Source organism: Streptomyces sp. NPDC099050, from assembly GCF_044759865.1.
GTDB lineage: Bacteria > Actinomycetota > Actinomycetes > Streptomycetales > Streptomycetaceae > Streptomyces.
On record NZ_JBIWAE010000017.1, the window covers coordinates 124,826 to 150,461 of the forward strand.

General features: G+C 71.2%; 27 protein-coding genes. 12 read left to right on the forward strand and 15 right to left on the reverse strand.

The window, feature by feature from the left end:
• Positions 1-41: 41 nt before the first annotated feature.
• Positions 42-398, forward strand: coding sequence for a hypothetical protein (locus ACIQV3_RS26735; RefSeq protein ID WP_403716013.1), 357 nt, complete (start codon positions 42-44; stop codon positions 396-398).
• Positions 399-483: 85 nt separating this feature from the next.
• Here the strand turns inward: ACIQV3_RS26735 and ACIQV3_RS26740 are convergent, their stop codons facing one another.
• From ACIQV3_RS26740 to deoC, 3 genes are read right to left on the reverse strand one after another with little or no spacing between them, the layout of a single operon-like run.
• The gene (locus ACIQV3_RS26740; protein WP_403716015.1) at positions 484-1,392 is read right to left on the reverse strand and encodes an aldehyde dehydrogenase family protein; all 909 of its coding nucleotides are present in this window, start codon (positions 1,390-1,392) and stop codon (positions 484-486) included.
• On the reverse strand, positions 1,385-2,830 hold the full coding sequence (locus ACIQV3_RS26745) for an aldehyde dehydrogenase family protein (protein WP_403716016.1): 1,446 nt from the start codon (positions 2,828-2,830) through the stop codon (positions 1,385-1,387). The genes ACIQV3_RS26740 and ACIQV3_RS26745 overlap by 8 nt, the downstream gene beginning before the upstream one ends.
• Positions 2,831-2,840: 10 nt before the next feature.
• Entirely contained in the window at positions 2,841-3,803 is a 963-nt protein-coding gene (gene deoC / locus ACIQV3_RS26750) for a deoxyribose-phosphate aldolase (RefSeq protein ID WP_403716186.1), read from the reverse strand.
• A gap of 457 nt (positions 3,804-4,260) precedes the next feature.
• Here deoC and ACIQV3_RS26755 point away from each other — a divergent pair, with 457 nt between their 5' ends.
• The 5 genes from ACIQV3_RS26755 (at position 4,261) to ACIQV3_RS26775 (ending at position 7,556) form a co-directional block, all read left to right on the forward strand.
• Positions 4,261-5,271 (forward strand): hypothetical protein, encoded by a 1,011-nt coding sequence (locus ACIQV3_RS26755; protein ID WP_403716018.1) that lies wholly within the window; start codon positions 4,261-4,263, stop codon positions 5,269-5,271.
• Between the two features lie 81 nt (positions 5,272-5,352).
• A complete protein-coding gene (locus ACIQV3_RS26760) occupies positions 5,353-6,000 on the forward strand; it encodes a class F sortase (RefSeq protein ID WP_403716020.1) in 648 nt (215 codons plus the stop codon).
• 25 nt (positions 6,001-6,025) lie between these two features.
• Positions 6,026-6,643, forward strand: a complete 618-nt coding sequence (locus ACIQV3_RS26765; RefSeq protein ID WP_403716022.1) for a PH domain-containing protein — start codon at positions 6,026-6,028, stop codon at positions 6,641-6,643.
• 50 nt (positions 6,644-6,693) lie between these two features.
• Positions 6,694-7,293 carry a VanZ family protein gene (locus ACIQV3_RS26770; protein WP_403716024.1) on the forward strand — a complete coding sequence of 200 codons (600 nt, stop codon included), beginning with the start codon at positions 6,694-6,696 and terminating at the stop codon, positions 7,291-7,293.
• Positions 7,294-7,343: 50 nt separating this feature from the next.
• Positions 7,344-7,556 carry a PspC domain-containing protein gene (locus ACIQV3_RS26775; RefSeq protein WP_274549196.1) on the forward strand — a complete coding sequence of 71 codons (213 nt, stop codon included), beginning with the start codon at positions 7,344-7,346 and terminating at the stop codon, positions 7,554-7,556.
• Between the two features lie 39 nt (positions 7,557-7,595).
• Here the strand turns inward: ACIQV3_RS26775 and ACIQV3_RS26780 are convergent, their stop codons facing one another.
• The 3 genes from ACIQV3_RS26780 to ACIQV3_RS26790 all read right to left on the reverse strand — a co-directional run bounded on the left by ACIQV3_RS26780 (position 7,596) and on the right by ACIQV3_RS26790 (position 10,150).
• Positions 7,596-8,423 carry a hypothetical protein gene (locus ACIQV3_RS26780; RefSeq protein ID WP_403716027.1) on the reverse strand — a complete coding sequence of 276 codons (828 nt, stop codon included), beginning with the start codon at positions 8,421-8,423 and terminating at the stop codon, positions 7,596-7,598.
• A 166-nt stretch (positions 8,424-8,589) separates the two neighbouring features.
• Positions 8,590-8,862 (reverse strand): hypothetical protein, encoded by a 273-nt coding sequence (locus ACIQV3_RS26785; RefSeq protein WP_403716029.1) that lies wholly within the window; start codon positions 8,860-8,862, stop codon positions 8,590-8,592.
• A 139-nt stretch (positions 8,863-9,001) separates the two neighbouring features.
• Positions 9,002-10,150 carry an adenosine deaminase gene (locus ACIQV3_RS26790; RefSeq protein WP_403716031.1) on the reverse strand — a complete coding sequence of 383 codons (1,149 nt, stop codon included), beginning with the start codon at positions 10,148-10,150 and terminating at the stop codon, positions 9,002-9,004.
• Positions 10,151-10,264: 114 nt separating this feature from the next.
• Between ACIQV3_RS26790 and ACIQV3_RS26795 the strand changes: the two genes are divergently transcribed.
• Both ACIQV3_RS26795 and ACIQV3_RS26800 read left to right on the forward strand, forming a co-directional pair.
• Positions 10,265-10,984 carry an alpha/beta hydrolase gene (locus tag ACIQV3_RS26795; RefSeq protein ID WP_403716034.1) on the forward strand — a complete coding sequence of 240 codons (720 nt, stop codon included), beginning with the start codon at positions 10,265-10,267 and terminating at the stop codon, positions 10,982-10,984.
• A 337-nt stretch (positions 10,985-11,321) separates the two neighbouring features.
• On the forward strand, positions 11,322-12,464 hold the full coding sequence (locus tag ACIQV3_RS26800) for a LuxR C-terminal-related transcriptional regulator (protein ID WP_403716036.1): 1,143 nt from the start codon (positions 11,322-11,324) through the stop codon (positions 12,462-12,464).
• Here ACIQV3_RS26800 and ACIQV3_RS26805 read toward each other — a convergent pair.
• Positions 12,400-13,341, reverse strand: a complete 942-nt coding sequence (locus ACIQV3_RS26805; protein WP_403716040.1) for a LysR family transcriptional regulator — start codon at positions 13,339-13,341, stop codon at positions 12,400-12,402. The two genes, ACIQV3_RS26800 and ACIQV3_RS26805, sit on opposite strands and share 65 nt — an antisense overlap.
• A gap of 99 nt (positions 13,342-13,440) precedes the next feature.
• Here ACIQV3_RS26805 and ACIQV3_RS26810 point away from each other — a divergent pair, with 99 nt between their 5' ends.
• From ACIQV3_RS26810 to ACIQV3_RS26825, 4 genes are all read left to right on the forward strand, one after another.
• Complete coding sequence (locus tag ACIQV3_RS26810) at positions 13,441-14,721, forward strand: MFS transporter (RefSeq protein WP_403716042.1); 1,281 nt, start codon at positions 13,441-13,443, stop codon at positions 14,719-14,721.
• A gap of 50 nt (positions 14,722-14,771) precedes the next feature.
• Entirely contained in the window at positions 14,772-15,407 is a 636-nt protein-coding gene (locus ACIQV3_RS26815) for a DUF402 domain-containing protein (RefSeq protein ID WP_403716045.1), read from the forward strand.
• A gap of 1 nt (position 15,408) precedes the next feature.
• On the forward strand, positions 15,409-16,392 hold the full coding sequence (locus tag ACIQV3_RS26820) for an RNA-binding protein (RefSeq protein WP_403716048.1): 984 nt from the start codon (positions 15,409-15,411) through the stop codon (positions 16,390-16,392).
• Between the two features lie 104 nt (positions 16,393-16,496).
• On the forward strand, positions 16,497-17,504 hold the full coding sequence (locus tag ACIQV3_RS26825; protein ID WP_403716050.1) for a sigma-70 family RNA polymerase sigma factor: 1,008 nt from the start codon (positions 16,497-16,499) through the stop codon (positions 17,502-17,504).
• Here the strand turns inward: ACIQV3_RS26825 and ACIQV3_RS26830 are convergent.
• From ACIQV3_RS26830 to ACIQV3_RS26865, 8 genes are all read right to left on the reverse strand, one after another.
• Positions 17,400-17,732: an STAS domain-containing protein gene (locus ACIQV3_RS26830; RefSeq protein WP_403716053.1), complete on the reverse strand. Its 333-nt coding sequence runs from the start codon at positions 17,730-17,732 to the stop codon at positions 17,400-17,402. The genes ACIQV3_RS26825 and ACIQV3_RS26830 overlap by 105 nt on opposite strands.
• A 30-nt stretch (positions 17,733-17,762) precedes the next feature.
• Complete coding sequence (locus tag ACIQV3_RS26835) at positions 17,763-18,359, reverse strand: Uma2 family endonuclease (protein ID WP_403716056.1); 597 nt, start codon at positions 18,357-18,359, stop codon at positions 17,763-17,765.
• Between the two features lie 98 nt (positions 18,360-18,457).
• A complete protein-coding gene (locus ACIQV3_RS26840; protein ID WP_403716058.1) occupies positions 18,458-19,735 on the reverse strand; it encodes a thymidine phosphorylase in 1,278 nt (425 codons plus the stop codon).
• Positions 19,736-19,834: 99 nt separating this feature from the next.
• Positions 19,835-20,227 carry a cytidine deaminase gene (locus ACIQV3_RS26845; protein WP_403716061.1) on the reverse strand — a complete coding sequence of 131 codons (393 nt, stop codon included), beginning with the start codon at positions 20,225-20,227 and terminating at the stop codon, positions 19,835-19,837.
• Positions 20,224-21,489, reverse strand: coding sequence for an ABC transporter permease (locus ACIQV3_RS26850; protein ID WP_403716063.1), 1,266 nt, complete (start codon positions 21,487-21,489; stop codon positions 20,224-20,226). The genes ACIQV3_RS26845 and ACIQV3_RS26850 overlap by 4 nt, the downstream gene beginning before the upstream one ends.
• On the reverse strand, positions 21,486-22,601 hold the full coding sequence (locus ACIQV3_RS26855; RefSeq protein WP_403716065.1) for an ABC transporter permease: 1,116 nt from the start codon (positions 22,599-22,601) through the stop codon (positions 21,486-21,488). The genes ACIQV3_RS26850 and ACIQV3_RS26855 overlap by 4 nt, the downstream gene beginning before the upstream one ends.
• The gene (locus tag ACIQV3_RS26860) at positions 22,598-24,331 is read right to left on the reverse strand and encodes an ABC transporter ATP-binding protein (RefSeq protein WP_403716188.1); all 1,734 of its coding nucleotides are present in this window, start codon (positions 24,329-24,331) and stop codon (positions 22,598-22,600) included. The genes ACIQV3_RS26855 and ACIQV3_RS26860 overlap by 4 nt, the downstream gene beginning before the upstream one ends.
• 164 nt (positions 24,332-24,495) lie before the next feature.
• Positions 24,496-25,554: a BMP family protein gene (locus ACIQV3_RS26865; RefSeq protein ID WP_403716068.1), complete on the reverse strand. Its 1,059-nt coding sequence runs from the start codon at positions 25,552-25,554 to the stop codon at positions 24,496-24,498.
• Between the last annotated feature and the right edge of the window lie 82 nt (positions 25,555-25,636).

Genomic DNA, 25,636 nt, shown 5'->3' on the forward strand with positions numbered 1-25,636 from the left:
CGCACGACTACATCCCCACACGAGCCCACAGGCGGGAATCCATGGCACGTCACGCAGCCCCCAAAGCCCCCCACCCCAAGGCGCTGCGCACCGCAGGCCTGACTCTGTCGATGGCCGGCGCGGCCCTCGCGATGGCCGCCGGGGGTGCCCACGCGGGCGAGCTCGATGTTCCGGCGGCCCTCGCGGGGGTCTCCGACCCGATCTCGAACCTCAAGGTGAATCCGCTGGCCCACACCGGCGTGGATCCCCTCGACAACGGCCTCGCCACCCAGGTCGCGGATTTCCCGTCGGTCGGCACCGGCATGGTCACGGGAATCTTGACCCGGGGGCCGTCGGTCGGGGAGCTGCCCACCGCCGCGGCGTCCTCCCTCTTGGGCCCCCTGACGGGCGGCAAGTAGTTCCCGTAGGGCATGAAGAGGCCCCGACAGCGCGGGGGACGCTGCCGGGGCCCGTCTTCGGGGGTGGGAGTGGCCTCCGGGCCCCTTAGTAGGAAGACCCGCCCGCGCCCAGCGACCCGGTCGGGTGCCAGACGGTCTTGGTCTCCAGGAACGCCGTCATGCGCGCCGTGCCCGGGTCCGCGCTCCAGTCGTCCACAGGCTGTGGACGCAGGACGCGCTTGAGGTTGTCCGCGGCCGCGATCTCCAGCTCCTTGGCCAGCGCCTCGTCGGCGCCCGCCAGGTCGATCGCGTTGACGTCCTGGTGGGACGCCAGGTGCGGGCCCATCTCGGCGGCCTTGCCGGACAGGATGTTGACGACGCCGCCGGGCAGGTCGGAGGTGGCCAGTACCTCGCCGAGGGAGAGCGCCGGGAGCGGCGCCTTCTCGGAGGCGATGACGACGGCCGTGTTGCCGGTGGCGATCACCGGGGCGATCACGGAGACCAGGCCCAGGAAGGACGAGGCCTGCGGGGCGACGACCGTGACCACACCGGTCGGCTCGGAGGTGGAGAGGTTGAAGAAGGGGCCCGCGACGGGGTTGGCCCCGCCCACGATCTGGCCGATCTTGTCGGTCCAGCCCGCGTACCAGACCCAGCGGTCGATCGCCGCGTCGACGACGGCCGCGGCCTTCGTCTTGGACAGGCCCTCCGCCTCGCCGACCTCGCGGACGAACTGCTCGCGGCGGCCCTCCAGCATCTCGGCGACGCGGTAGAGGATCTGGCCGCGGTTGTACGCGGTCGCGCCCGACCAGCCGCCGAAGGCCTTGCGGGCGGCGACGACCGCGTCACGGGCGTCCTTGCGGGAGGACAGCGGGGCATTGGCCAGCCACTTGCCCTTCGAGTCACTCACCTCGTACACCCGGCCGCTCTCGGAGCGGGGGAACTTGCCCCCGACGTACAGCTTGTAGGTCTTGAAGACGCTCAGACGCGTCGAAGAAGACGAAGAAGACTCAGACATCGAGGTAGCCCTCCAGGCCGTGACGGCCGCCTTCGCGCCCGAAGCCCGATTCCTTGTAGCCGCCGAAGGGCGAGGTCGGGTCGAACTTGTTGAACGTGTTGGCCCACACCACACCCGCGCGGAGCCTGTTGGCGACCGCGAGGATGCGGCTGCCCTTCTCCGTCCAGATGCCGGCGGACAGGCCGTACTGGCTGTTGTTCGCCTTGGCGACGGCCTCGTCGGGCGTACGGAAGGTCAGCACGGACAGCACCGGGCCGAAGATCTCGTCGCGGGCGACGGTGTGCGACTGGGAGACGTTCGTGAAGAGCGTCGGGGCGAACCAGTAGCCGGCGTTCGGCAGTTCGCACGGCGCCGACCAGCGCTCGGCGCCCTCCGCCTCGCCGGTGTCCGCGAGGGCGGTGATCCGGGCGAGCTGCTCGGCGGAGTTGATCGCGCCGATGTCGGTGTTCTTGTCGAGCGGGTCGCCCAGGCGCAGCGTGGTCAGCCGGCGCTTGAGCGAGTCGATCAGCTCGTCGTGGATCGACTCCTGGACCAGGAGGCGCGAGCCCGCGCAGCAGACCTGGCCCTGGTTGAAGAAGATGCCGCTGACGATGCCCTCGACGGCCTGGTCGATGGGGGCGTCGTCGAAGACGATGTTGGCGCCCTTGCCGCCCAGCTCCAGGGTGAGCTTCTTGGAGGTGCCGGCGACCTGGCGCGCGATGGCCTTGCCGACGGCGGTGGAGCCGGTGAAGGCGACCTTGTTCACGTCCGGGTGCTCGACGAGGGCCGCGCCCGCGTCCCCGTACCCGGTGAGGATGTTGACGACGCCCTTGGGCAGGCCCGCCTGGCGGCAGATGTCCGCGAAGAAGAGCGCGGAGAGCGGGGTCGTCTGGGCCGGCTTGAGCACGACCGTGTTGCCGGTGGCGAGCGCCGGGGCGATCTTCCACGCGAGCATCATCAGCGGGAAGTTCCACGGGATGACCTGGCCGGCCACGCCGAGGGGGCGCGGGTTCGCGCCGTAGCCCGCGTGGTCGAGCTTGTCGGCCCAGCCCGCGTAGTAGAAGAAGTGCGCGGCGACGAGCGGCAGGTCCGCGTCGCGGGTCTCCCGGATCGGCTTGCCGTTGTCGAGGGTCTCCAGGACGGCCAGCTCGCGGCTGCGCTCCTGGATGATCCGGGCGATGCGGAAGAGGTACTTGGCGCGCTCGGAGCCGGGCAGCGCGGACCACTTCTCGAAGGCCTTGCGGGCGGCCTTCACGGCGCGGTCCACATCGGCGGCGCCGGCCTGCGCGATCTCGGCGAGGACCTCTTCGGAGGCCGGGGAGACGGTCTTGAAGACCTTGCCGTCCGCCGCGTCGGTGAACTCGCCGTCGATGAACAGCCCGTAGGAGGGCGCGATGTCGACGACGGAGCGGGACTCGGGGGCGGGTGCGTACTCGAAAAGCGATGACTTCGTCTTCATGTCCATGGTCTCAGTCCACCGTCACGTAGTCGGGACCGGAGTAACGGCCGGTGCTCAGCTTCTGGCGCTGCATCAACAGGTCGTTGAGCAGGCTGGAGGCTCCGAAGCGGAACCAGTGGTTGGACAGCCAGTCCTCGCCCGCGGTCTCGTTGACCAGGACCAGGAACTTGATCGCGTCCTTGGTGGTCCGGATGCCGCCGGCCGGCTTCACGCCGATCTGGATTCCAGTCTGCGCCTTGAAGTCGCGGACGGCTTCGAGCATGAGGAGCGTGTTCGCGGGGGTCGCGTTGACGCCGACCTTGCCGGTGGAGGTCTTGATGAAGTCGGCCCCGGCCATCATGCCGATCCAGGAGGCGCGGCGGATGTTGTCGTACGTGGACAGCTCGCCGGTCTCGAAGATCACCTTGAGGCGGGCCGCGCTGCCGTCGGGGCGGACGCAGGCCGCCTTGACGGAGCGGATGAGCTCGTAGGTGTCGAGGTAGTGGCCGGCGAGGAAGGCGCCACGGTCGATGACCATGTCGATCTCGTCGGCGCCGGCGGCCACGGCGTCGGCCGTGTCGGCGAGCTTGACGGGCAGGGCCGCGCGGCCGGCCGGGAAGGCGGTGGCGACGGAGGCGACCTTGACGTCGGCGCCGTTCAGGGCGGCCTTGGCAGTGGCCACCATGTCCGGGTACACGCAGACGGCGGCCGTCATGGGCGTGGTGCGGTCGGTCGGATCGGGGTTGGCGGCCTTGGCGGAGAGCGCCCGGACCTTGCCCGGGGTATCCGCGCCTTCCAGCGTCGTCAGGTCGATCATCGAGATGGCGAGGTCGATGGCGTACGCCTTGGCCGTCGTCTTGATCGAGCGGGTGCCGAGGGAGGCCGCGCGGGCCTCCAGGCCGACAGCGTCGACGCCGGGCAGCCCGTGCAGGAAGCGGCGCAGCGCACTGTCGGACGTCGTCACGTCAGCGAATGCGGTGAGGGTGGTGGGCATGGTCACCACATGAGCATATCTACGCGCGTAGCGGCCTGTCACCCCCTCCCCCCGATTCATTCGGAATCGGACACGCCGTTTGCTGTCACGCGGCCGGGACGGGGAACGGATCGCTCACGCCTGGTCACTGACGCCGACCCGCACCGAACCGGAGGGCCGGGACACGCGCACCGTGAACCCGAGCCGTCGGCGCCGGCCTCGTGGCGCCGCCCTCGTGGCGGCCCGGCGTTCGGCGTTTCCCGGGTGCACCAGATCCGGCCGACCACCTCAAAGTAAGAGGGAACTGGGGACTCCGGTGGCGGTTACACGGCCATGACAAGAGGTGGATATTCCACCCGCACAAGATCCGTAGGTTCTTTCTCAGCAGCCCGCCGGCACCACCCGGACGAAAGCCCGACAGGAGCAACGCGGAGTGCGGCACACCTCCCCTTTCCGAATTCCGCTTCCAGGAGTCGTCATGCGTACCGCCGCCGCCCGCACCGCCATCGCCGCCGCCGTGCTCGCCGGATCCCTTCTCGCTCCCGCCGGATCCGCCTTCGCCGCCACCCCGGCGAGTCCCGCCGCCGCCTCGTCCACCGTCCCCGACCGCTACGCCGGTACGCCCGTCCTGATCTCCGAGGGCGTGGTCGCGGTGCTGCGCAACAAGTCCGAGGGCCCCGAGGCCTGGGTCCGCGCCGTCCCGAAGGACTGGAAGCAGGGTGACGACTACATGGGCCGCGTCCTGGCCGTGGTGGACGTCAAGCACCCCAGGGCCACGGTCGATGGTCTCCGGCTCCGGTTCGTCGAGGAGGACGTGCACCACCCGTACCTGTCGGTGACCAAGGACGGCAAGACCACCACCCACCCGTTCCCGAAGGGCCAGGGTCCGGAGTGCCTGTCCGAGCCGGTCAAGCGGTCCATAGGGGCGGGCGCGGTGGCCGTGCTGATGACGAGCCCGAACGGTCCGATCGCGCAGCTGGAGTTCGCCGAGGAGGGCGAGGGCGGGCACACGTCGCTGACCCGCGCCAACCCCTCCCTGCCGAAGGGCGCCGGCATCGTCGCCCGCATCCTGAACCCGAGCTCCGCCAAGCCGGTCTTCGAGTGGAAGACCCAGGGTGGCTCCACGCCGTACGGCCACGCGACCTTCCCCGCGCTGCCCAAGGGCTGCACCTTCGACTTCACCTTCCAGCCGGCGACCCAGAAGCCGCAGCCGGAGACCAAGCCGTCGACCGGGCCCTCCGCCGAGCCGAGCCCCACCACGCCGGCCGGCCCCAAGCCGCAGACCATCGGTCAGACCTCCGTCGTGCCCAAGGGCGGGGTCGCCGCGGGCGCCGTCGTCCCGGCGGCCGCGGGCACCCCGGTCGCCGCCGCCTCCCCGGCCGGGGAGACCGGCAGCGCCGCCACGATCGCGGCCGGCGCCGCTCTGATCGCGGCCTTCGGCGCGCTCGGCGCGAGCGTGGTGCTGCGGCGCCGCCGCGCCCAGGGCTGACCCACACCCCGTACGGATCCCGACCCGCCTGCGGCGGGCCACCCCAGGTGGCCCGCCGCGGCCCGTTTCACCGGAGCCTCCATGAACCGACGCACCTCCGGCCCGCTGATCGCCGCCGCTCTCCTCGCCTCCGTGCTGACCGGTTGCGGCGGCGCCGCGCCGGCCGCCGCGCCCGCCGCGCCCGCCGCGCCCTCCGGCAAGGCCGGGGCCACGGCCTCCGCGCCGCCCGCCGTCACCCCCACCTCCGCCCCGGCGGCCCCCGGGACGGCCGCCCCGATGGCCGCCTCCGCGCCCGTACGCGTACGGATCCCCGCGGCCGGGGTCGACGCCTCGCCCCTGCTGTCGCTCGGCCTGGCCGCCGACGGCACCGTCGAGGTGCCCTCCGTGGCCGACGGGGACAAGATCGGCTGGTACGACAAGGGCGTCACGCCCGGCGAGACCGGGCCCGCCGTGCTGATCGGCCACTTCGACACCGTCCGCGGCCCGGCCGTGCTCAAGGACGTCTCCAAGGTCCGCGCCGGCGACGAGGTGACCGTCTCCCGCAAGGACGGCGGCACCGCCGTCTTCCGCGTCCGCGAGCTGGAGCAGGTGGACAAGAAGCGCTTCCCCACCGAGAAGGTGTACGGGAACACCGCCCGCCCCGAGCTGCGCGTGATCACCTGCGGCGGTGAAATCACCGACGGTCACCGGCCGGACAACATCATCTTGTATGCCGATCTCGTGGGGTGAGACGGCTTGAGGCACAATCGGCCGCATGAGCAGCGATCAGCCCACCGAAGAGCCGGCGTACGACGACCGGGTCTACCGCTCCCCGATGGCCACCGTCACCGGGGTGGTGCTGCTGGCGCTGCTCGCGTGGCTCTGCGGGGACGCCGTGGTGCGGGGTGCGGGGAACGTCCCGTGGATCGCCCTCGCCGTCATCCTGTGCGTGGCCCCGCTCATCGTCGCGTTCACGGTCCGTCCGGCCGTCTTCGCCGGCGCCGACCGGCTCCGCGTGCGCAACCCCTTCCGGATCATCGAACTGCCCTGGGCCGCCGTCGACACCGTGCGCGCCCGGTTCTCCGCCGAGGTGCTGGCGGAGGGGGCGACGTACCAGCTGTGGTCCGTTCCGGTCTCCCTGCGGGAGCGCAAGAAGGCCAACCGCCGCCAGGCGGGCCGGCTCGGCCTGGGCAACGGCCAGGCCAAGGCCCCGGACGAGGAAACCCGCCGCGCCGCCGCCGACCAGATCGTGGAGGAGCTGCGCGAACTGCAGGAGCGCGGCGCCTCTCGGCCCGGTGCCCAGGGCTCCGTGAAGGTCTCCTGGTCGTACGAGATCATCGCGCCCTCCGTGTTCGGCGCGCTCATCCTGATTGTGCTGCTCGCCACGGGCTGACCGGCGGTTTCCCCGGAACCGCGGGCATCGGAACCCGCGTCTCCACTGGCGTGCACCGTCTCAAGGGCAACCGTGTCAAAGGCAACCGTGTCCAGGGCAACCGTGTCGAGGGCAGCGGCAGCGCCGCGGTACAGCAGTGGATCCGGCTCCTCGCCGGGGTCCTGCTGGTCGCCCACCTCCTCCTCGTCGGCTGGCTGATGTTGCGCCCGCTGGACGTGCCCTGGGCGGCGGCCGCCAATCTGACCCCGCTGGAGGGGATCAGGGCCGACCTCTCCTACGGGCCCCTGGAGGCCGTCCGCCGGATCGGTGCCGGGCTGGCGCTGCTGGCCCCGCTCGGGGTGCTGCTGCCGCTGGTCAGCGGCCGCGTGGAGCTCTCGCCGCTGGCCACGTGGTCCTCGCTGGCCCGGACGGCCGCCGCGGGCGCGCTGGTCTCGGTCGGCATCGAGATGTTCCAGATGGCGGTCCCGGGACAGGTGGTCGACGTGGATTCGGTGCTGCTGAACACCCTCGGGGTGATGCTCGCGCACGTGGCCGTCGTGCCGGCCCTGAGGCTCCGGCTGCGGCGTTCTCAGGGAAGGACCCCGAGAATTACCAGGGTCGGGCTCGGCCCCTGGACCGACGTTCTGTCCTCTGTTCAACGGGAGTATTGAGGCATCGCGGAAAAACATTCCGCGGACCGCTCAACGACCGAGGAGAGACCATGAGCGCCCTTGCCCGCCCCCGTGACGGACGATGGATCGGCGGAGTCTGTGCCGGTCTGGCGCGCCGCTTCGGAATATCCGCGAACACGATGCGGATCATCTTCGTCGTCTCGTGCCTGCTGCCCGGCCCGCAGTTCCTCCTTTACCTGGCGCTGTGGGTGCTCCTGCCCAACGAGAAGTCGAGCACCGCTTCCGCCGCCACCGGCTGGTAGTCGGCCGGCCGGAGCGGGCACACGGCGAACAGCGGGAATTCAGCGCGCCGCGCGGACTTTCTGGAGCTGCTTGTCGGCGACCTCGTGCGGGACCTGGGGGGTCTTGCGGCCGCCCGCGACGTTGAGCGCCATGAGGCGCATGACGGTGTCGCCCTGGCGTACGACGACCAGGTGCACCTGGGCGGTGACGCCCTCGGCGGCGGCGGTCGTGGTCCAGCTGACGCTCTCGTCGCCGCCCGTCTTGTACTCGGCCGCCTTCACCTCGCGGTACGTGCCGGTCTGCTTCTCCACGGTGGCGGTGAAGCCGGTGGCGCAGGCGGCCACCGCGTCCTTCAGCCGGGCGATCAGCGCCTTGGCGTCGGATTCGGCGTAGGAGCTGACGGAGGCGGAGACGGCCAGGCCCATCTCCTTCTGGGAGCCGATGCCCCGGTTGACGGTCTCGCGCGCCGCCGGGTCGGGCTTGTCGCCCATGATGTCGGCGAGCGGCTGGCAGGCCTTGCGGTCCGCCTGCGGCTGCCCGTCGGGGGCGTTCGGGTTCTTGCCGTTCGCGGAGATCTGGTAGCCGGTCAGGTCGCCCTGTTCCAGGGCGGCGCGCTCCAGCCGGCCGGCGCCCCGCCGGGGGCCGGCCGTCCCGCCGGCGCCGGCCGCGGTGCCCGTCTCACCGGCTCCGCCGGTGCCCGCGGAGCCGGAGGCTCCGGCCGCGGCGGACGCGCCGGAGGACCCCACGGACCCGGACTGCCCGGGCGCGCTCGCGGAGCCCTTCGGGTCCGGCCCCTTGCCGGAGGCGGGGGTGTTCGTACTCCCGCAGCCCACCGTCACGGACAGCAGGGCGGGGAGCAGCACGGCCGTGGCCGTTCGTGCCTTCATGCGCATGGTCGCAACCTCATACCCAGGTGTTTGACGGGCAGTTGGCGGTGATCCTGGCACATGCCGCGACGCGGCACACACCTGCTCGAAGAGGTGTGCGCCGCGTGGGCGTGCGTACGAATCGCGTACGGGTCGCGTACGGATCCGAGCGGGGATCCGGAGTGGATCAGGCGCCGAGGCCGCTGGTCGGCAGACCGCCGAGCAGGCCGGTCACCGTGCCGAGAGCGGCGGCCGGGTCGCTCGCCTCGGGGGCCTGCCGGCCCTCCTCGGCGTTCACGTGCTGCTGGCTGGTCGCGCCCTGGACCGCGCCCGTGACGGTGCCCAGCGCGTCACCGAGACCGACTGCGGGGACGGCGGCCGAGGCGGTACCGGCGGCGACGGCGGCAAAGGCGGCACCGAGAGCGGCAACACCGAGGGTCTTGGCAGCTGACTGCTTCATGAGGAATCGTCCTTGCGACGGGGAAATGAGCGGCTCCGCAAACTAGTCACTTCAAACCCCCTCCCGCAAACATCATTCAATACGAGAAAGCGCCCGGGAATTGCTCCTCCCGGGCGCTTTCAGTCCGTCACGCTCTGGCCTAGGCCGAGACGGAACCGCTGGTGGAAGCGGTCTGACGGAACAGCCATTCCGACTTCAGCTCCGCATAACCGGGCTTGATCACGTCGTTGATCATGGCCAGTCGTTCATCGAAAGGAATGAACGCGGACTTCATCGCATTGACGGTGAACCACTGCATGTCCTCCAGCGAGTAACCGAAGGTGTCGACCAGGTGCTCGAACTCGCGGCTCATGCTGGTACCGCTCATCAGCCGGTTGTCGGTGTTGACGGTCAGCCTGAAGTGCAGTTTCCGCAGCAGGCCGATCGGGTGCTCGGCATAGGAGACCGCCGCGCCCGTCTGCAGGTTCGACGTCGGGCACATCTCCAGCGGGATCCGCTTGTCCCGCACGTACGAGGCCAGGCGGCCCAGCGTCACGGAACCGTCGGCGGCCACCTCGATGTCATCGATGATCTTCACGCCGTGGCCGAGCCGGTCGGCGCCGCACCACTGCAGGGCCTGCCAGATCGACGGCAGACCGAAGGCCTCGCCCGCGTGGATGGTGAAGTGGTTGTTCTCGCGCTTGAGGTACTCGAAGGCGTCGAGGTGGCGGGTGGGGGGGAACCCGGCCTCGGCGCCGGCGATGTCGAAGCCGACGACGCCGTTGTCGCGGTAGCGGTTGGCCAGTTCCGCGATCTCCAGCGCGCGGGCCGCGTGCCGCATCGCGGTCAGCAGCGCGCCGACGCGGATCCGGTGGCCATTGGCCTTCGCGCGGCGCTCGCCCTCGCGGAAGCCCTCGTTCACCGTCTCGACGACCTCTTCGAGGGTCAGTCCGGCTTCCAGGTGCTGCTCGGGCGCGTAGCGGATCTCCGCGTAGACGACGCCGTCCTCGGCGAGGTCCTCGGCGCACTCGGCGGCCACCCGGAAGAGGGCCGCCTTCGTCTGCATGACCGCGCAGGTGTGGGCGAACGTCTCCAGGTAGCGCGGGAGGGAACCGGAGTCGGCGGCTTCCCGGAACCAGGTGCCGAGCTTGTCGGCGTCGCTCTCCGGAAGGTTCTCGTAACCGACCTCACGGGCCAGCTCGATGATGGTCCCGGGGCGCAGCCCACCGTCGAGGTGGTCGTGCAGGAGCACCTTCGGGGAGCGGCGGATCTGATCCGGGGTGGGCAGGTTGGGGGTCTCGCTCGTCATCTGGGCACTCTAGCTCCTACGCGCGTAGAGCGGTGAGACGGAGTCCACCGCCGATATGTAACAGTGACCGCGCGGACGGGTGGCGTACACCTCCGCGTCTGAGACTGTTCCGTCATGGCACATGATGCGCCGCCGGCGCGCGGAGCCCGCCTGAAGCGGGCGGCCGGCGCGACCGGCTCGGTCTCAACGGTCAGTGGTGTGGTGCTCCTTCTCCCCGGAGCGTCCAGATTGTCCCCCGGTCCGGTGCGTCCGCTGGCTCGGGCCCTGGCCCGAGCGGGCGCGGCGGACGGACTGGTCACCCACCAGGTCATCCACGGCGCGGGAACCCGCGAGGGGGACGCCGAGTGGGCCGCGGACGAGGTGGTCCGGCGGTACGGGGACGTCCCGGTGTGCCTGGCCGGGTACGGCGCGGGCGGCCGGGCGGCGCTCGCCGCGGCCGGCCACGAGGCCGTCAACTCCGTTCTGGCACTGGCCCCTTCGCTCCCCCGGCAGTCCGCCGCGGACTCCCCCGAACCGGTGAAGCAGCTCTCGGGACGCCGGGTCCTGATCGTGCACGGCACCAACGACGCGCGCAGCGACCCGGAGTTGTCGTACCGGCTGGCCACGCGGGCGAAGAAGGCGAACCGTACGACGTGCCGCTTCGAGGTGCACTCCGACGGGCACGGACTGCGCGAGCACCAGGAGGAAGTCGTGGCCCTGGCCGTGGACTTCGTGCTCGGCTCCGTCTTCAGCGGTCCGTACTCGCGGCCGGTCACCGACGCGCTGGCCGCTCCCCCGCCGCTGGGCCTGCGGATGCCGCTCGCCTCGGGCTACGGGCGGTCCCTGCGCGGCTGAAGGCGGCCGGGCGCACGAGGTGGTGGCGGTCGCGCGGGGCCGTCCGTGCCGGCCGCGCCGTCCCCTCCCGGTCGGATGACACGGGCGGGCCCGGCGCGACCACCTTGAGGCACCCGCCCGCGCGAGGGCGCGGTGCCGTGACGGCGAAGCGCGGACTTGAGGGTGCCCGCGCCCTCCCCCGAGAACGCCGTGGTACCACTGTGCCGGTTAGGCCTATCCTCACGAAGATCGGAGGGCCTCGTCTTGATGCCTTGCGGGAACACGAGGGGTTTACGAATCGGCACAAGCCGGGACGAATATGCATATGCCATCGGATGAAACGGACCAACTGAGCTCCGTGGCCCGCCGTCTTTACGCGTTCGCGGCCGAGCGGCACGCCTTCTCCGAGACGGAAGCCGCCGAGGCGCTCGGCGAGTCCGTCGGCGCCGCCCTCGCCGAACTCGCGGCGGCCCACCTGATCCAGCCCCGCTCCCGCCCGGCCTCCGCCGCCGACGGCGGCCCGGACGGCGGCGGGCCCGCGCGGGCGTGCTGGAGCGCCGTGTCCCCGCGGGCCGCGGTGGCCCGCACGCTGGCCCCGCTGGCCCTGCGGGTGCGCGAGACCCACGACGAGATGGACCGGCTGCGCGGGCGGCTGGAGGAGCTGCTCCCCTCCTACGAGGCGGGCACCGACCTGCGCGACCGGAGCGGGGCGAACGCCCTGGAGCTGGTCACCGACCCGGCCGCGCTGCAGGACCTGATCGGGGAGCTCACCGCCTCGGCCGGGTCCGAGGTGCTGACGTGCCACCCGGGCGGCGGCCGCAGCACCGCGACCCTGGAGGGGGCGGTGGTGCGGGACGAGGCGATGCTGTCCCGGGGCGTACGGATGCGCACCCTCTACCAGCACACCGCCCGCTACTCCCGCCCGACGGCCGCCTACGTCGAGCGGGTGACCGCGCTCGGCTCGCAGGTCCGTACCTTCGGCGACGGGCTGATGCGGATGATCCTGGTCGACCGGCACACCGGGCTGATGGAGGTGCGGGACGACGTCAAGGCGGCGCTGGTGGTGCGCGAGCCCAACGTCGTCCAGTTCATGGTGCAGACCTTTGAGCGCTGCTGGTCGCAGGCCGAGCCCTTCAGCACCACCATCGGGCCGGAGCAGGCCCGTTCCATCTCCGACGAGCTGCGCCAGACCATCGTGCGGCTGCTGGCGGAGGGGCTGGAGGACAAGGTCATCGCCCGCCGGCTGGGCATGTCGGAGCGGACCTGCCAGCGCCACATCGCCGAGATCATGCGGGCGGTGGGGGCCAAGTCCCGTTTCCAGGCCGGGTTCCTGCTGTCGGCGACGGCGGCGGCCTCGGCGGCATCCGCCGCGTCCGCCACATCCGCCACATCCGCCATGTCCGCCACATCAGCGGCGTCCACGGACACGGACCCGCTCACGCGCCCTCCGGCTGAAGCTCCGGAATCAGCCGCCCCCGACGGGACAGCAGAAACTTCTTGAACTCCGCCACCGGCGGCGTGTCCGGATGCCCGTCGCGCCAGGCCACCCCGATCTCGCGGACCGCGCGCGGGGCGGTGACCGTCAGCTCGACGACCCCGGGCCGGGCCACCGCGGGCGGCGGCAGCAGCGCCACGCCGAGACCGGCGGCGACGAGCCCGCGCAGGGTCTCGGCCTCCTCCCCCTCGAAGGCGACCCGGGGCGTGAAACCGGCCTCCGCGCACAGGTCGTCGGTGATGCGGCGCAGTCCGTAGCCGGGCTCCAGGGTGACGAAGGTTTCCTCGGCGGCCTCCGCGAGGCGGATCCGCTTGCGTCCGGCGAGCCGGTGGTCGTCGGGGACCACCAGGCGCAGCCGCTGCTCGTCGAGCCGCCGGGCCACCAGGTCCGGGGCGTCGGGCAGCGGCGAGGTCAGGCAGAGGTCGAGCTCCCCGGCGCGCAGCTTCTCCAGCATGGCCTCGCCGTAGTTCTGGACCAGGGAGAACCGTACGCCGGGGTGGTCGGCCCGGAAGGCCCGGATCAGGCCGGGCACGGTTTCTGGGCCCAGGGTGTGCAGGAATCCGAAGGCGACCTTGCCGAAGGAGGGGTCGGCGTCCTGCTGTACGGAGCCGGCGGCGCGGGCGATCTCGGCCAGCGAGCGTTCCGCCGAGGCGAGGAAGGTGCGGCCGGCGGTGGTGAGCGCGACCGTACGGCCCTTGCGGGCGAACAGCGTGACGCCCAGGTCCTGTTCGAGGCGGACCATGGCCCGCGAGAGGGTGGACTGGGGGACGCCCAGTTCGTGGGCGGCGCGGGTGACGTGCTCGTGCCGGGCCACGGCGGCGAAGTACGCGAGGCGCGGGGCCAGCGCATGTGTCACGGCCATGTCTTCTTCGTAACGACTCATCGATAGCCACCCATCTGACCTGCGCTGATGCACGGATGGATTGATTATCGCGAATCCGTGCATTGGACGCATGAAAAGCACGGGCCTACGGTCGTACGCATGCCTCCCGCTCATACCGGGGCACCCGTCATCCCGGGTGCCTCCACCCCGTCGTTCCCCGCCTGCGCACCCGAGGCGCACGAGCCCGGCCGCCCCGGCTACCGCCGCCTCAGCCTCGCGCTCTTCGCCGCCGGACTGGCCACCTTCGCCCTCCTCTACTCCACCCAGGCGCTGCTGCCCGCGATCTCCGGGGGCTTCGGCGTGACGGCGGGTCAGGCCAGCTGGACGGTCTCGGCGGCCACCGGTGCGCTCGCCCTGTTCGTGCTGCCGCTCAGCGCGCTGTCGGAGCGCTTCGGCCGAACCCGGATGATGACCTGCTCGATGGTGATCGCGGTCGGCGTCGGTCTGCTGGTGCCCTTCGCGCCGAACCTGGAGTGGCTGATCGCGCTGCGCGCCGTCCAGGGCGCGGCGATCGCCGGCATCCCGGCCTCCGCGATGGCGTACCTGGCGGAAGAGGTGAAGCCGAAGGCGCTGGTCGCCGCGATCGGCCTGTTCGTGGCGGGCAACTCCATCGGCGGCATGAGCGGCCGCCTCGTCACGGGCTGGGCGGCCCAGGTCTGGGGCTGGCGCGGCGGGCTGCTGGCCGTCGGCCTGATGTCGCTGGCCTGCGCGGCGGCGTTCCTGGTCCTCCTCCCCCGGGCCCGGTTCTTCCGGCCGGCCTCGCTGAACCCGCGCGCGGTGGGACGTACCGTCTCCGGGCACCTGCGCGATCCGCTGCTGCTGCGGCTGTACGGGATCGGCGCTCTGTTCATGACCGTGTTCGGGGCGGTGTACACGGTCATCGGCTACCGCCTGGTGGACGAGCCGTTCTCGCTCGGGCAGGGCCTCATCGGCTCGATCTTCCTGGTCTACCTGGTCGGTACGGTCTCCTCGGCGGCGGCCGGGCAGCTGGTGGCCCGGCTGGGGCGGCGCGGCGCGCTGTACCTGGCGGTGACCACGACGGCGGCGGGCCTGTTCCTCTCCCTCGCGGACTCCCTCACCGCGATCCTGCTGGGCCTGATCCTGATCACGGCGGGCTTCTTCGCGGGCCACGCGGTGGCCTCCTCGGCGGTGAGCCGTACGGCGAAGACGGGCCGCGCCCAGGCCTCGGCGCTCTACCAGTCGGCGTACTACGTCGGCTCCAGCGCCGGCGGCACGCTGGGCGCCCTCGCCTACCACTCGGCGGGCTGGGCGGCCACGGTCGCCCTCGCGCTGCTCGCGGTCGCCGGGGTCGTCACGATCACCCTGTACGGGTCCCACGCGGCCCGCAGCGCCCGGATCGCGGGGATGCCGGCCGGCTGAGGACTGCCGCACAAGGGGCGGGCAACCGGCGGATGGCATGATCGCCGGTCATGTCGACAGTCAACATTCACCTCATACTCGGCAGCACGGTCAGCATGGTCATCCCGGCCCGCGTGGTCGAGTCGGGGGACGGCGGCCTGCTGCTGTGGGTGGCCCCGGGCACCCCGCTCTGGCGCGCCGCCATCCCGCCCGGCACCCACCTGCGGGACCTGCCGCCGGAGGGCTCGTACCCGCTGCGGGCGGACCGGTGGCGGCACGGGGGCGCGCTGATCCTGCAGCCGGCCGGGGCGGGGCACGCGGTGTGGTGGAGCTTCACGCTGGGGCAGGAGTTCCGCAGCTGGTACGTGAACCTCGAATCCCGTGTCCGCACCCGGGACGGCGCGGACGTGCACGTGACCGACCAGGAACTCGACATCACGGTGACCCCGGACCGCTCGTGGGAGTGGAAGGACGAGGAGTCCTTCGCCGCGAAGACGGGTCACCCGGTGTACTGGACGGCGGCCGAGGCCGCCGCCATCCGCGCGGAGGGCGTCCGCGTCACGCGGCTCATCGACTCGGCCGCCTACCCCTTCGACGGCACCTGGTGCGATTTCCGCCCGCCGCCGTCCTGGACCGTCCCGGACCGCCCGGAGCTGCCCCTCGCCCGTCCTCCGTACAGAGCGCCGCTCGACCCGGAAGAGGCCTGAGGTGCCGTTCCTGCCCCACGCCTACCGGGTGACCAAGTACGACCCGGCCGACCGGGCGCCCGACGGGACCTACCGGGGGACGGAGGACACCGACAGCGACCACGGGCCGGTCGAGGCCGCGTACCTGGCGGCGATCGGCGCCTTCGCGCGGGAGAGCGGGGTGGAGCTGCTCACCGTGCGGGAACCGCGGGTCTTCGGCGGGTCCGGGCACTTCGGGCGGGAGCCCGCGGTGGAGGGGTACGGGCTGACGGGGCTGCTTCCCGACGGCCCGGCCGGTTTCCACGACGGCGCCCGGGTGACGGTGCCCGTGGCGCTGGAACTCGTGCGCGGCATGCTCCGCGGCGACGGCCCCTACTGCCGGCTGGAGGCCGTGGAGGAGGACCGGGAGGTCTTCGCCGTCCAGGTCGGATGGGACCTGTACGTCTACGTCGGCTCCCGCACTCCCTGCGGGGCGGCCGTGGTCCGCACCCGGGAGCTCGGGATCTTCGCGGAGCCGATCGAGGTCTCGCCGTACGATCCCGATTTCGACGGCCCGTACGAGCAGCGGGCCGCCGACGAGGGGTTCTGGGAGCGGGTCCGGGCGAGCGCGGCGCGCGGCGAGGCGGGGCTCGTCGAGGAGCAGCACGCCTGGACGCGCTGGCACCGGATCGACGGCGGCGGCGACGCGGGCGTACGGCTCGGCGCCCTGCGGGCCGGCCTCGCCCCGCGCGCACTCCTGAACGTCTGGCCGGGGCTGTCCGCCGATACCGCCGGGCTGGTCGCGGGGCTGCCGGAGGAGTTCTCGCTGGAGTGCGTGTGGGAGGACGCGGACGGCCCGATCCGGAGCGGCCTCGTCGACGAGGAGGACCGCGCGGAGCTGGTGGAGGTGCTCTCCGGGGCCCGGGCCGCGGCGCTGCTGCCGGTGTACGCCGACCAGCACAACCCCCTGTTCACCGGGGTTCTGCCGGACCCGGACGGGGTGGTCCGGGCCCGGTGGCAGATCTAGGCGCAGGTCTAGCGGAACGTTCCGCCGCCGCGTGCCGGGCTGCGGTTGTCAGACCCCTCGGGTAGCGTCCGAAGGACCGGGAACTACCAGGGGGATCAAGGGACATGACCGAAGCCACCGACCTCGCACCCGACCTCGACCTCGACGCGGCGCTCGACCGTTACCGCGTGGAGCTCACCGGTTACTGCTACCGCATGCTCGGCTCGGCCTTCGACGCCGAGGACGCGGTGCAGGACACGTACATCCGTGCCTGGCGGAGCTTCGCGAAGTTCGAGGGGCGGTCCTCCCTGCGGTCCTGGCTATACCGGATCGCCACCAACGTCTGCCTGGACCTGCTGAGCGCGGGGAACAAGCGCGCCCGGCCGATGGACCTGAGCGCCCCGCAGCACCAAGCCTCCGCCGTGCTGAACGAGCGGCCCGAGGTGACCTGGCTGGAGCCGGTGCCGGACGGGCGGGTGCTGCCGCAGACCGCCGATCCGGCGGAGATGGCGCTGGCCAAGGAGTCCGTACGGCTCGCGTTCGTCGCCGCGCTCCAGCACCTGCCGGCCAAGCAGCGGGCGGTACTGATCCTGCGCGAGGTGCTGGCCTGGAAGGCCGACGAGGTCGCCACCCTGCTGGACACCACCGTCGCCTCGGTGAACAGCGCCCTGCAGCGGGCCCGCGCGACGCTCGCCGCGACCCGGATCCGGGAGAGCGAGTCCGCGGACCCGCTGGACTCCGGCCAGGTCAAGCTGCTGGAGCAGTACCTCGCCGCCTTCGAGGCGTACGACATCTCCCGGCTGACCGCCCTGCTCCACGAGGACGCGGTGCTGTCGATGCCGCCGTTCGACCTGTGGCTCCAGGGCCACGAGGACATCGCGGCCTGGCACCTGAACCAGGGCATCGGCTGCAAGGGCTCCCGGATGATCCCGACCACGGCGAACGGCATGCCGGCCTTCGGCCAGTACCGGCTGCGGGAGGACGGTCAGCCCGGCTGGACCCCGTGGGCGCTCCAGGTGCTGGAGGTGTCAGAGGGCAAGATCGTCGGGCTCAACGCCTTCCTCGACACCGCCCGGTGGTTCCCGCTCTTCGGGCTCCCCGAGCAGCTCGACGAGTCCTACGAGGTGGAGTAGCGCGCGCAGGGCCGGGCCGGCTCCGGTGACCCGGAGGGGGATGCCGAGGCGCCGGGCGGTGAGGGCGGCACGAGCGAGGGCCTGGACGGTCGCGAGCGTGGGTGCGGCGACTGCGCGGACGTCGCACACCACCGCGTCGGGCCCGTCCCTGCACAGGGTACGCACGCGTGCGCACAGCTCGACGGTATCCGGCTCAGGCCCCTCCAGGGCCAAGGTTCTGGTCTCCACATGAGGGCAGACCCCTGGCCTCGCCCGAATTCATCGGCAGGGGAGGGGGAAGTCCGAAGTGTCCAGCGTGTAGTCGAACGGCTTGGGGATGTAGATCGGCTCGCCGAACTCGACCACCGACAGCAACCGGTACGTGCCGCCCTGGGGCTCGCCGTACAGGTGGATGGTGGGCGTGCCCGACACCTGAGGGTCGATCAACAGGTAAAGCGGCACGCCTGCGGCTGCGTAGCCGTTCAGCTTGGCCACCCGGTCGTTGGAAGCATTCGACTTCGAGGTGATCTCAACGACGATCTCAGCAGCGTCCGCGGGCACGTAATTGCCCTCCCTGCGCACCACGTCGCGCGGGACGACCGCGAGGTCAGGAATGTAGAGGCCGTTTCGAGTCGGGACTGCGACATTGAGCGTCTGGTAGATCCCACAGTCGTCGGGCTTCGCCGCGTACAGGCCCTCATGAACCAAGTCGGCGATGTAGCTGTGACGGTTGACCGGTGGTGGTGCCACGGTGACGATCCCCTCGACGATCTCCACCTTGCAGCCCTCGGGTCGGTCCGTGTCCTCCCAACGACGGACGAGGCCCTCCCAGCCCTCGCCGCGTTCGGGCTCGTGCTGGACCGTGAGTGCGCTCATGGTGTGCTCCTCAAGCTGTTGGCACCGATCCCAGCATGCAGAACGGGACCGGCGGTCGTCCACCGGTCCCGTTCAGCCGTACGAGTGAGCGTGCAGGATTACGCGATGCGGTCCAGCACGATCGGCGTGGCGGAGAAGGCCGTGCCCGCCGCCGCGATGTCGAAGGTGCCGTCCAGCGCCGACAGGGCGTAGTCGAACTTCTCCGGAGTGTCCGTGTGCAGGGTCATCAGGGGCTGGCCCGCGGTGACCGTGTCGCCCGGCTTCGCGTGCAGCTCGATGCCCGCGCCCGCCTGGACCGGGTCCTCCTTGCGCGCGCGGCCGGCGCCCAGGCGCCAGGCGCCCACGCCGACCCCGTACGCGTCCAGCCGCGTCAGCACGCCCGAGGACGGGGCCGTGACCACGTGCTGCTCGCGCGCGACGGGCAGCGCCGCGTCCGGGTCGCCGCCCTGCGCGGCGATCATCCGGCGCCACACGTCCATCGCGCGGCCGTCGGCCAGGGCCTTCGCCGGGTCGGCGTCCTTGATGCCCGCGGCGTCCAGCATTTCCCGGGCCAGGGCCAGGGTCAGCTCGACCACGTCCGAGGGGCCGCCGCCGGCCAGGACCTCGACGGACTCGCGGATCTCCAGGGCGTTGCCGGCGGTGAGGCCGAGCGGGGTGGACATGTCCGTGAGGAGGGCGACCGTCTTGACGCCGCTGTCCGTGCCCAGGCCGACCATCGTGCGGGCCAGCTCGCGCGCGTCCTCGATGTTCTTCATGAAGGCGCCGGTGCCGACCTTCACGTCCAGGACGAGCGAGCCGGTGCCCTCGGCGATCTTCTTGGACATGATCGAGGAGGCGATCAGCGGGATCGCCTCGACGGTGCCGGTCACGTCGCGCAGCGCGTAGAGCTTCTTGTCGGCCGGGGCCAGGCCGTCGCCGGCCGCGCAGATGACGGCGCCGGTGGTGTCCAGGACGTGCAGCATCTCCTCGTTGGAGAGCAGGGCGCGCCAGCCGGGGATGGACTCCAGCTTGTCCAGCGTGCCGCCGGTGTGGCCGAGGCCCCGGCCGGAGAGCTGCGGCACGGCCGCGCCGCAGGCGGCGACGAGCGGGGCCAGCGGCAGGGTGATCTTGTCGCCGACGCCGCCCGTGGAGTGCTTGTCCGCGGTGGGGCGGGAGAGGGAGTCGAAGTTCATCCGCTCGCCGCTCGCGATCATCGCGGCGGTCCAGCGGGCGATCTCGGTGCGGTTCATGCCGTTGAGCAGGATGGCCATCGCCAGCGCCGACATCTGCTCGTCGGCGACCACGCCGCGCGTGTACGCGTCGATGACCCAGTCGATCTGCTCGGGGCTCAGTTCACCGCGGTCGCGCTTGGTGCGGATGACGGAGATGACGTCCATGGAAGTGCTTCCTTCTACGCGCATAGAGAGAGGAGAGGGGTACGAACGGAGGAAAGGACGGCGGCCCCCCGCCCGGCAGGGCGGAGGGCCGTCGCGCGGCTATCTCAGATGGTCCGGCCCGAAGGCCTGCGGCAGCATCGCGGAGAGCGGCAGAACGCCTTCCGGCGTCTCCACCTGGAGCTCGGCGCCGCCGAACTCGAAGAGCAGCTGGCGGCAGCGGCCGCAGGGGACGAGGATCTCGCCCTTGCCGTCCACGCACGTGAAGTGCGTGAGGCGGCCGCCGCCCGTGGCCTGGAGGGAGGAGACCAGCCCGCATTCGGCGCACAGGCCGAGCCCGTAGCTGGCGTTCTCCACATTGCAGCCGACCACGGTGCGGCCGTCGTCGACCAGCGCCGCGACGCCGACCGGGAAGCCCGAGTACGGGGCGTACGCCCGGGACATAGCCTCCCGGGCGGCCTCGCGCAGGGCGTCCCAGTCGGGAGCGGCCGTCACTTGCCCTGACCCTTGCGGTACGGCATGCCGTCCGCCTTCGGCATTCGCAGGCGCTGCGCGGACAGCGCGAGCACCAGCAGCGTGGTCAGGTACGGGGCGGCGTCCACGAACTGGCTGGGCACCTGGTCCGTGAGCGCGTACCAGAGGAACAGCAGCACGGCGAAGACCGCCGAGATGCCGGCCGGGACGTAGCGCTTCTTGTAGAGCTGCCAGGCAACGACCAGGACGAGCAGGATCGCGATGAGCAGCAGCATCGCGTGGACGTTCTCGGCGCCGCCGCGCAGCTTGAGGCTGTCGGTGAAGCCGAACAGGCCGGCGCCCAGCGCCATGCCGCCCGGCATCCAGTTGCCGAAGATCATCGCGGCGAGACCGATGTAGCCGCGGCCGCCGGTCTGGCCCTCCTGGTAGATCGGGCTGGCCACGATCGACAGGAACGCGCCGCCCAGGCCCGCGAGGGCGCCCGAGACGATCACGGCGATGTACTTGTACTTGTAGACGTTGACGCCGAGCGATTCGGCGGCGACGGGGTTCTCGCCGCAGGAGCGCAGCCGCAGGCCGAAGGTGGTGCGCCACAGCACCCACCAGGTGCCGGGGATCAGCAGCAGCGCGACGACGGTCAGCAGCGACAGGCCGGTGACCAGGCCGCCGACCACGCCCGCGACGTCGGAGACGAAGAACCAGTGCTTGCCCTGGAGGCTCGCCATCCAGTCCGACAACCCCGGCACGGTGATCTCGTAGATCGGCTCGACGCGCGGGGACTGCTTGGAGGAGCCGCCGGGCGCCTCGGCGAACGTGAAGTTCGAGAGGTACTGGGTGAAGCCCAGCGCCAGGATGTTGATGGCCACACCGGAGACGATGTGGTTCACGTTGAAGGTGACCGTGATGATCGCGTGCAGCAGGCCGCCGATGGCGCCGCCGATCAGGCCGGCGATCACGCCGGTCCACGGGCCCCACTGGTAGCCGGCCCAGGCACCGAACCAGGTGCCGAGGATCATCATGCCTTCGAGGCCGATGTTGACGACGCCCGCGCGCTCGGCCCACAGGCCGCCGAGGCCGGCGAGGCCGATCGGCACGGCGAGGGAGAGCGCTCCGGAGACCTGGCCGATGGAGGTCAGGTCGTCGGCGCCGCTGATCACGCGGACCAGCGAGACGAGCGCGAGGCCGCCCGCGATGATCAGCATGATCCACGGGAGGGTGAGCTTGGTGCGTCCGCCCTGCTTCTTGGGCGCGGCGCTGGTCGCGGAAACGGTGCTGGTGCTCACGCCGAGACCTCCTTGTCGGTCGTGATGGCGTGGCCCGCGGCCAGCTCCTCGCCGACCTTCTGCTGCTGGCGTCGGATCCCGTAACGGCGGACGAGCTCGTAGGAGACGACGACCGCGATCACGATCAGGCCCTTCATGATCGTGCCGATCTCCTTCGCGTACCCGGCCGTGTCGAGCGAGGCCGAGGCCTTGTCGATGAAGGCCATCAGGAACGCGGCGAAGAGGATGCCGACCGGGTGGTTGCGGCCGAGCAGCGCGATGGTGATGCCGGTGAAGCCGACACCGACCGGGAAGGACAGGCTGTACGTGTGGCTCTCGCCCAGCAGCACCGGCATGCCGGCGAGGCCGGCGACGGCGCCGGAGATGAGCATCGAGGTGATGATCATCTTCTTGGCGTCCACACCGGAGGCCTGCGCGGCGGACTCGCTGGCGCCGGTGGCGCGCAGGTCGAAGCCGAAGCGGGTGCGGCCCAGGACGAACCAGTAGACGATGCCCAGCGCGAAGGCCAGGAAGGTGAAGCCGTAGATCTCCAGGCCGTCACCCAGCGAGATGGCCGGGAACCAGCCCGACTTGGCGATCTCGCCGGTGGTCAGGTCGTTGGAGCCCGCGGGCTGGACGCCGAGGTTCTTCGGCAGGATCAGCCAGGCGATCAGGCTGGTGGCGATCGCGTTCAGCATGATCGTGGAGACGACCTCGCTGACTCCGCGCCGGGCCTTCAGGACGCCCGCGATACCGGCCCAGAAGGCGCCGACCAGCATGGCGACGATCACGATCAGCAGGATGTGCAGCGGGCCGGGCAGCGAGACCGCCGCGCCGACGACCGCCGACACCATCGCCGCGAGCCGGTACTGGCCGTCGACGCCGATGTTGAAGAGGTTCATCCGGAAGCCGATGGCCACGGCCAGGGCCGCCAGGTAGTACGTGCCGGCCTGGTTGACGATGAGGACCTGGACGTCCTCGTAGCTCGCGTTCTCCACCATCAGCCGCAGCGGTTCGATCGGGTCCACGCCCGTCGCCGCCAGCACGATCATGGTCAGCAGGAAGGCGGTGACCAGCGCGAGCGCGGGCCCGGCGAAGCCGAGGAGCAGCCGGTCCTTGTCGAGTTTCTTCATCGGGCCTCGTCCTCCGGGGAGTCGGTACGGGCGTCCGTGCCGGCGGCGGAGTTGTTGTCGGTGGCGTCCAGGTGACCGGAGGCGGCGCCCGTCATGGCGGTGCCGAGTTCCTCGGGGGTCACGGTCGCGGGGTCGGCGTCCGCGACCAGGCGGCCGCGGTAGATCACGCGCAGGGTGTCGGACAGGCCGATGAGCTCGTCCAGGTCGGCGGAGATCAGCAGGACCGCCAGGCCTTCGCGGCGGGCCTCGCGGATCGCGTCCCAGATCTGCGCCTGCGCACCGACGTCCACACCGCGGGTGGGGTGGGCGGCGATGAGGAACTTCGGGTTGTGGCTCATCTCGCGGCCGACGATCAGCTTCTGCTGGTTGCCGCCGGAGAGCGAGGCCGCGGTGACCTCGATGCCGGGCGTGCGGACGTCGTACTCGCGCACGATCCGCTCGGTGTCCTTGCGGGCGGCCTTCGGGTCGAGGATGCCGCGCTTGGAGTTGGGGGCTTCGGTGACGTGACCGAGGATGCGGTTCTCCCAGAGGGAGGACTCCAGCAGCAGACCGTGCCGGTGGCGGTCCTCCGGGATGTAGCCGATGCCTCCCTCGCGGCGCCCCCGCACCGAAGACTTGGTGATGTCCTTGCCGTCGAGGGTGATGACGCCCGCGTCGGGGGTCATCATGCCCATGAGGGCTTCGATGAGCTCGGTCTGGCCGTTGCCCTCGACGCCCGCGATGCCGAGGATCTCGCCCTTGTGGATCGTGAAGCTGATCCCGTCGAGCAGCAGGCGTCCGGCGACCGGCGCCTCGCGCAGGTTGGCGTCCGGCAGGCCCGGGGTGCGCGCGGTGTCCTCGGTGGCGACGGGCACGCCGCCCTCGGCGACGGTCAGCCGCTCGACCTGGAGCATCGGGACGGTGGTCACCGTGGACTCGCGGGTCTCCGGCGAGGGCAGCTCGGAGCCGACCATCAGCTCGGCGAGCTGCTTGGTCGTGGTGGTGCGCGGGTCGGCGGTGCCGACCGTGGTGCCGCGCCGGATGACGGTGATGTCGTCGGCAACCTTCAGGACCTCGCCCAGCTTGTGCGAGATGAAGATGACGGTCAGGCCCTCGGACTTGAGCTCGCGCAGGTTGTCGAAGAGCGCGTCGACCTCCTGCGGCACGAGGACCGCGGTCGGCTCGTCGAGGATGAGGATCTTCGCACCGCGGTAGAGGACCTTGAGGATCTCCACGCGCTGGCGGTCGGCGACACCGAGGTCCTCGACCAGGGCGTCGGGACGTACGCCGAGGCCGTACGCGTCCGAGATCTCCCTGATCTTCTTACGGGCCTTCGCGCCGATGCCGTAGAGCTTCTCGCCGCCGAGAACCACGTTCTCCAGGACGGTGAGGTTGTCGGCGAGCATGAAGTGCTGGTGCACCATGCCGATGCCGCGGGCGATGGCATCGCCGGGGCTGCTGAAGGAGACCTGCTCCCCGTCGATGGCGATGGTGCCCTCGTCCGGCTTCTGCATGCCGTAGAGGATCTTCATCAGCGTCGACTTGCCGGCGCCGTTCTCACCGACGAGGGCGTGGACCGTGCCCTTGCGGACGGTGATCGCGATGTCCTTGTTGGCGACGACGCCGGGGAAGCGCTTGGTGATGCCGTGCAGTTCTACGGCGGGGGGCGGGCTGGACGCGTTGATGACGCACTCTCCTTGGCGCGGAAGGAGCTGAAGGCAGGGAGGGGACAGGGCGGGGGGAGAAAGTATCGCGTCCACGATGCTTCTACGCGCGTAGCACTGTCGAAAGTGAAAACTTGCGGCCAACCGGCCACAAGATCACATAAAACCACGTGACACGGGCCGGGGCCCGGGAGCGATGGTGACCGCTGCCCGGACCCCGGGTTCACGCGTGAAGCAGGTCGGACGGCACCTTACGGCGCGGTCTTGACCTCGATCTTCTTGGCGATGATGTCGGCCTTGGCCTTCTCGACCGCGGCGACGACGTCGGTCATCTCCTTGTACTTCGGGTTGGAGTCGGCCAGGCCGACGCCGTCCTTGTCCAGGCCGTAGCGGACCTCGCCGGACTCGGGCTTGCCGTCCTGAACCGACTTGATCAGGTTGTAGACGGAGTCGGCGACGTCCTTGGTGACCGAGGTCAGGATGAAGTCCTTGTACTTCGCCAGACCGGCCTGGTTGTACTGGTCGGAGTCGACACCGATGGACCACTTGCCCTTGGCGGCGGCGGCCTCGATGGCGCCGGAGCCGGCCAGACCGGCGGCCGAGTAGATCACGTCGGCGCCCTTGTCGAGCTGGCCCTCGGCCGCGGCCTTGCCCAGGTCGGGCTTGGCGAAGCCGTCGAAGTTCGGCGGCTGGGTCAGGTACTGGCTGAGCACCTTGGCGTTCGGGTTGGTGTCCTTGACGCCCTGGGTGAAGCCCGCCTCGAACTTCTTGATCAGCGGAACCTCGACACCGCCGATGAAGCCGACCGTGCCGGTCTTGGACGCCTTGGCGGCGGCGACGCCGGCCAGGTAGGAGCCCTGCTCCTCGTTGAAGACGAGGTTGGCGATGTTCTTCGCCTGCACCGAGGTGTCGTCGATGATGCCGAACGTGGTGTTCGGGAACTTCTCGGCGACCTTCTTGATGGCCGGCGCGTAGGCGAAGCCGACGCCGATGACCGGGTTGTTGCCCTTGCGGGCCAGCTCGGTGAGGCGCTGGACCTTGTCGGCCTCGCCCTCTCCATCGGTGGGCTCCGCCTCGGCGCCCTTGACCTTGAGGTCCTTCTCCGCCTTGGAGAGACCCGCGTAGGCGGCGTCGTTGAACGACTGGTCGCCGCGGCCACCGATGTCGTACGCGATGGCGGCGGACTTCTCCGCGGAGGAGGAGGCGGACGAGGACGAGTCCGAGGACGACTTACCGCCACAGGCGGTGGCCGAGAGGGCCAGCGCAGCGGACGCGAGGCCCACGGTGGCGATCCTGGTGATCCGGCGCAAGGGGAGGCTCCTTCAAAACCTGACCGAAGCGCCACGACCGGCGCTGGTTTCGCCGAGATCGTAACGCGCGTAGATGTCAGTT

Coding starts and splice junctions, on each gene's coding strand:
- ACIQV3_RS26815 (WP_403716045.1), top strand. CDS start 14,772: ATGTCGACAGTCAACATTCACCTCATACTCGGCAGCACGGTCAGCATG.
- ACIQV3_RS26805 (WP_403716040.1), bottom strand. CDS start 13,341: ATGAGTCGTTACGAAGAAGACATGGCCGTGACACATGCGCTGGCCCCG.
- ACIQV3_RS26735 (WP_403716013.1), top strand. CDS start 42: ATGGCACGTCACGCAGCCCCCAAAGCCCCCCACCCCAAGGCGCTGCGC.
- ACIQV3_RS26760 (WP_403716020.1), top strand. CDS start 5,353: ATGAACCGACGCACCTCCGGCCCGCTGATCGCCGCCGCTCTCCTCGCC.
- ACIQV3_RS26835 (WP_403716056.1), bottom strand. CDS start 18,359: ATGAGCGCACTCACGGTCCAGCACGAGCCCGAACGCGGCGAGGGCTGG.
- ACIQV3_RS26740 (WP_403716015.1), bottom strand. CDS start 1,392: ATGTCTGAGTCTTCTTCGTCTTCTTCGACGCGTCTGAGCGTCTTCAAG.
- ACIQV3_RS26775 (WP_274549196.1), top strand. CDS start 7,344: ATGAGCGCCCTTGCCCGCCCCCGTGACGGACGATGGATCGGCGGAGTC.
- ACIQV3_RS26790 (WP_403716031.1), bottom strand. CDS start 10,150: ATGACGAGCGAGACCCCCAACCTGCCCACCCCGGATCAGATCCGCCGC.
- ACIQV3_RS26855 (WP_403716065.1), bottom strand. CDS start 22,601: ATGAAGAAACTCGACAAGGACCGGCTGCTCCTCGGCTTCGCCGGGCCC.
- ACIQV3_RS26765 (WP_403716022.1), top strand. CDS start 6,026: ATGAGCAGCGATCAGCCCACCGAAGAGCCGGCGTACGACGACCGGGTC.
- ACIQV3_RS26755 (WP_403716018.1), top strand. CDS start 4,261: ATGCGTACCGCCGCCGCCCGCACCGCCATCGCCGCCGCCGTGCTCGCC.
- ACIQV3_RS26785 (WP_403716029.1), bottom strand. CDS start 8,862: ATGAAGCAGTCAGCTGCCAAGACCCTCGGTGTTGCCGCTCTCGGTGCC.
- ACIQV3_RS26745 (WP_403716016.1), bottom strand. CDS start 2,830: ATGAAGACGAAGTCATCGCTTTTCGAGTACGCACCCGCCCCCGAGTCC.
- ACIQV3_RS26780 (WP_403716027.1), bottom strand. CDS start 8,423: ATGAAGGCACGAACGGCCACGGCCGTGCTGCTCCCCGCCCTGCTGTCC.
- ACIQV3_RS26825 (WP_403716050.1), top strand. CDS start 16,497: ATGACCGAAGCCACCGACCTCGCACCCGACCTCGACCTCGACGCGGCG.
- deoC (WP_403716186.1), bottom strand. CDS start 3,803: ATGCCCACCACCCTCACCGCATTCGCTGACGTGACGACGTCCGACAGT.
- ACIQV3_RS26840 (WP_403716058.1), bottom strand. CDS start 19,735: ATGGACGTCATCTCCGTCATCCGCACCAAGCGCGACCGCGGTGAACTG.
- ACIQV3_RS26795 (WP_403716034.1), top strand. CDS start 10,265: ATGGCACATGATGCGCCGCCGGCGCGCGGAGCCCGCCTGAAGCGGGCG.
- ACIQV3_RS26810 (WP_403716042.1), top strand. CDS start 13,441: ATGCCTCCCGCTCATACCGGGGCACCCGTCATCCCGGGTGCCTCCACC.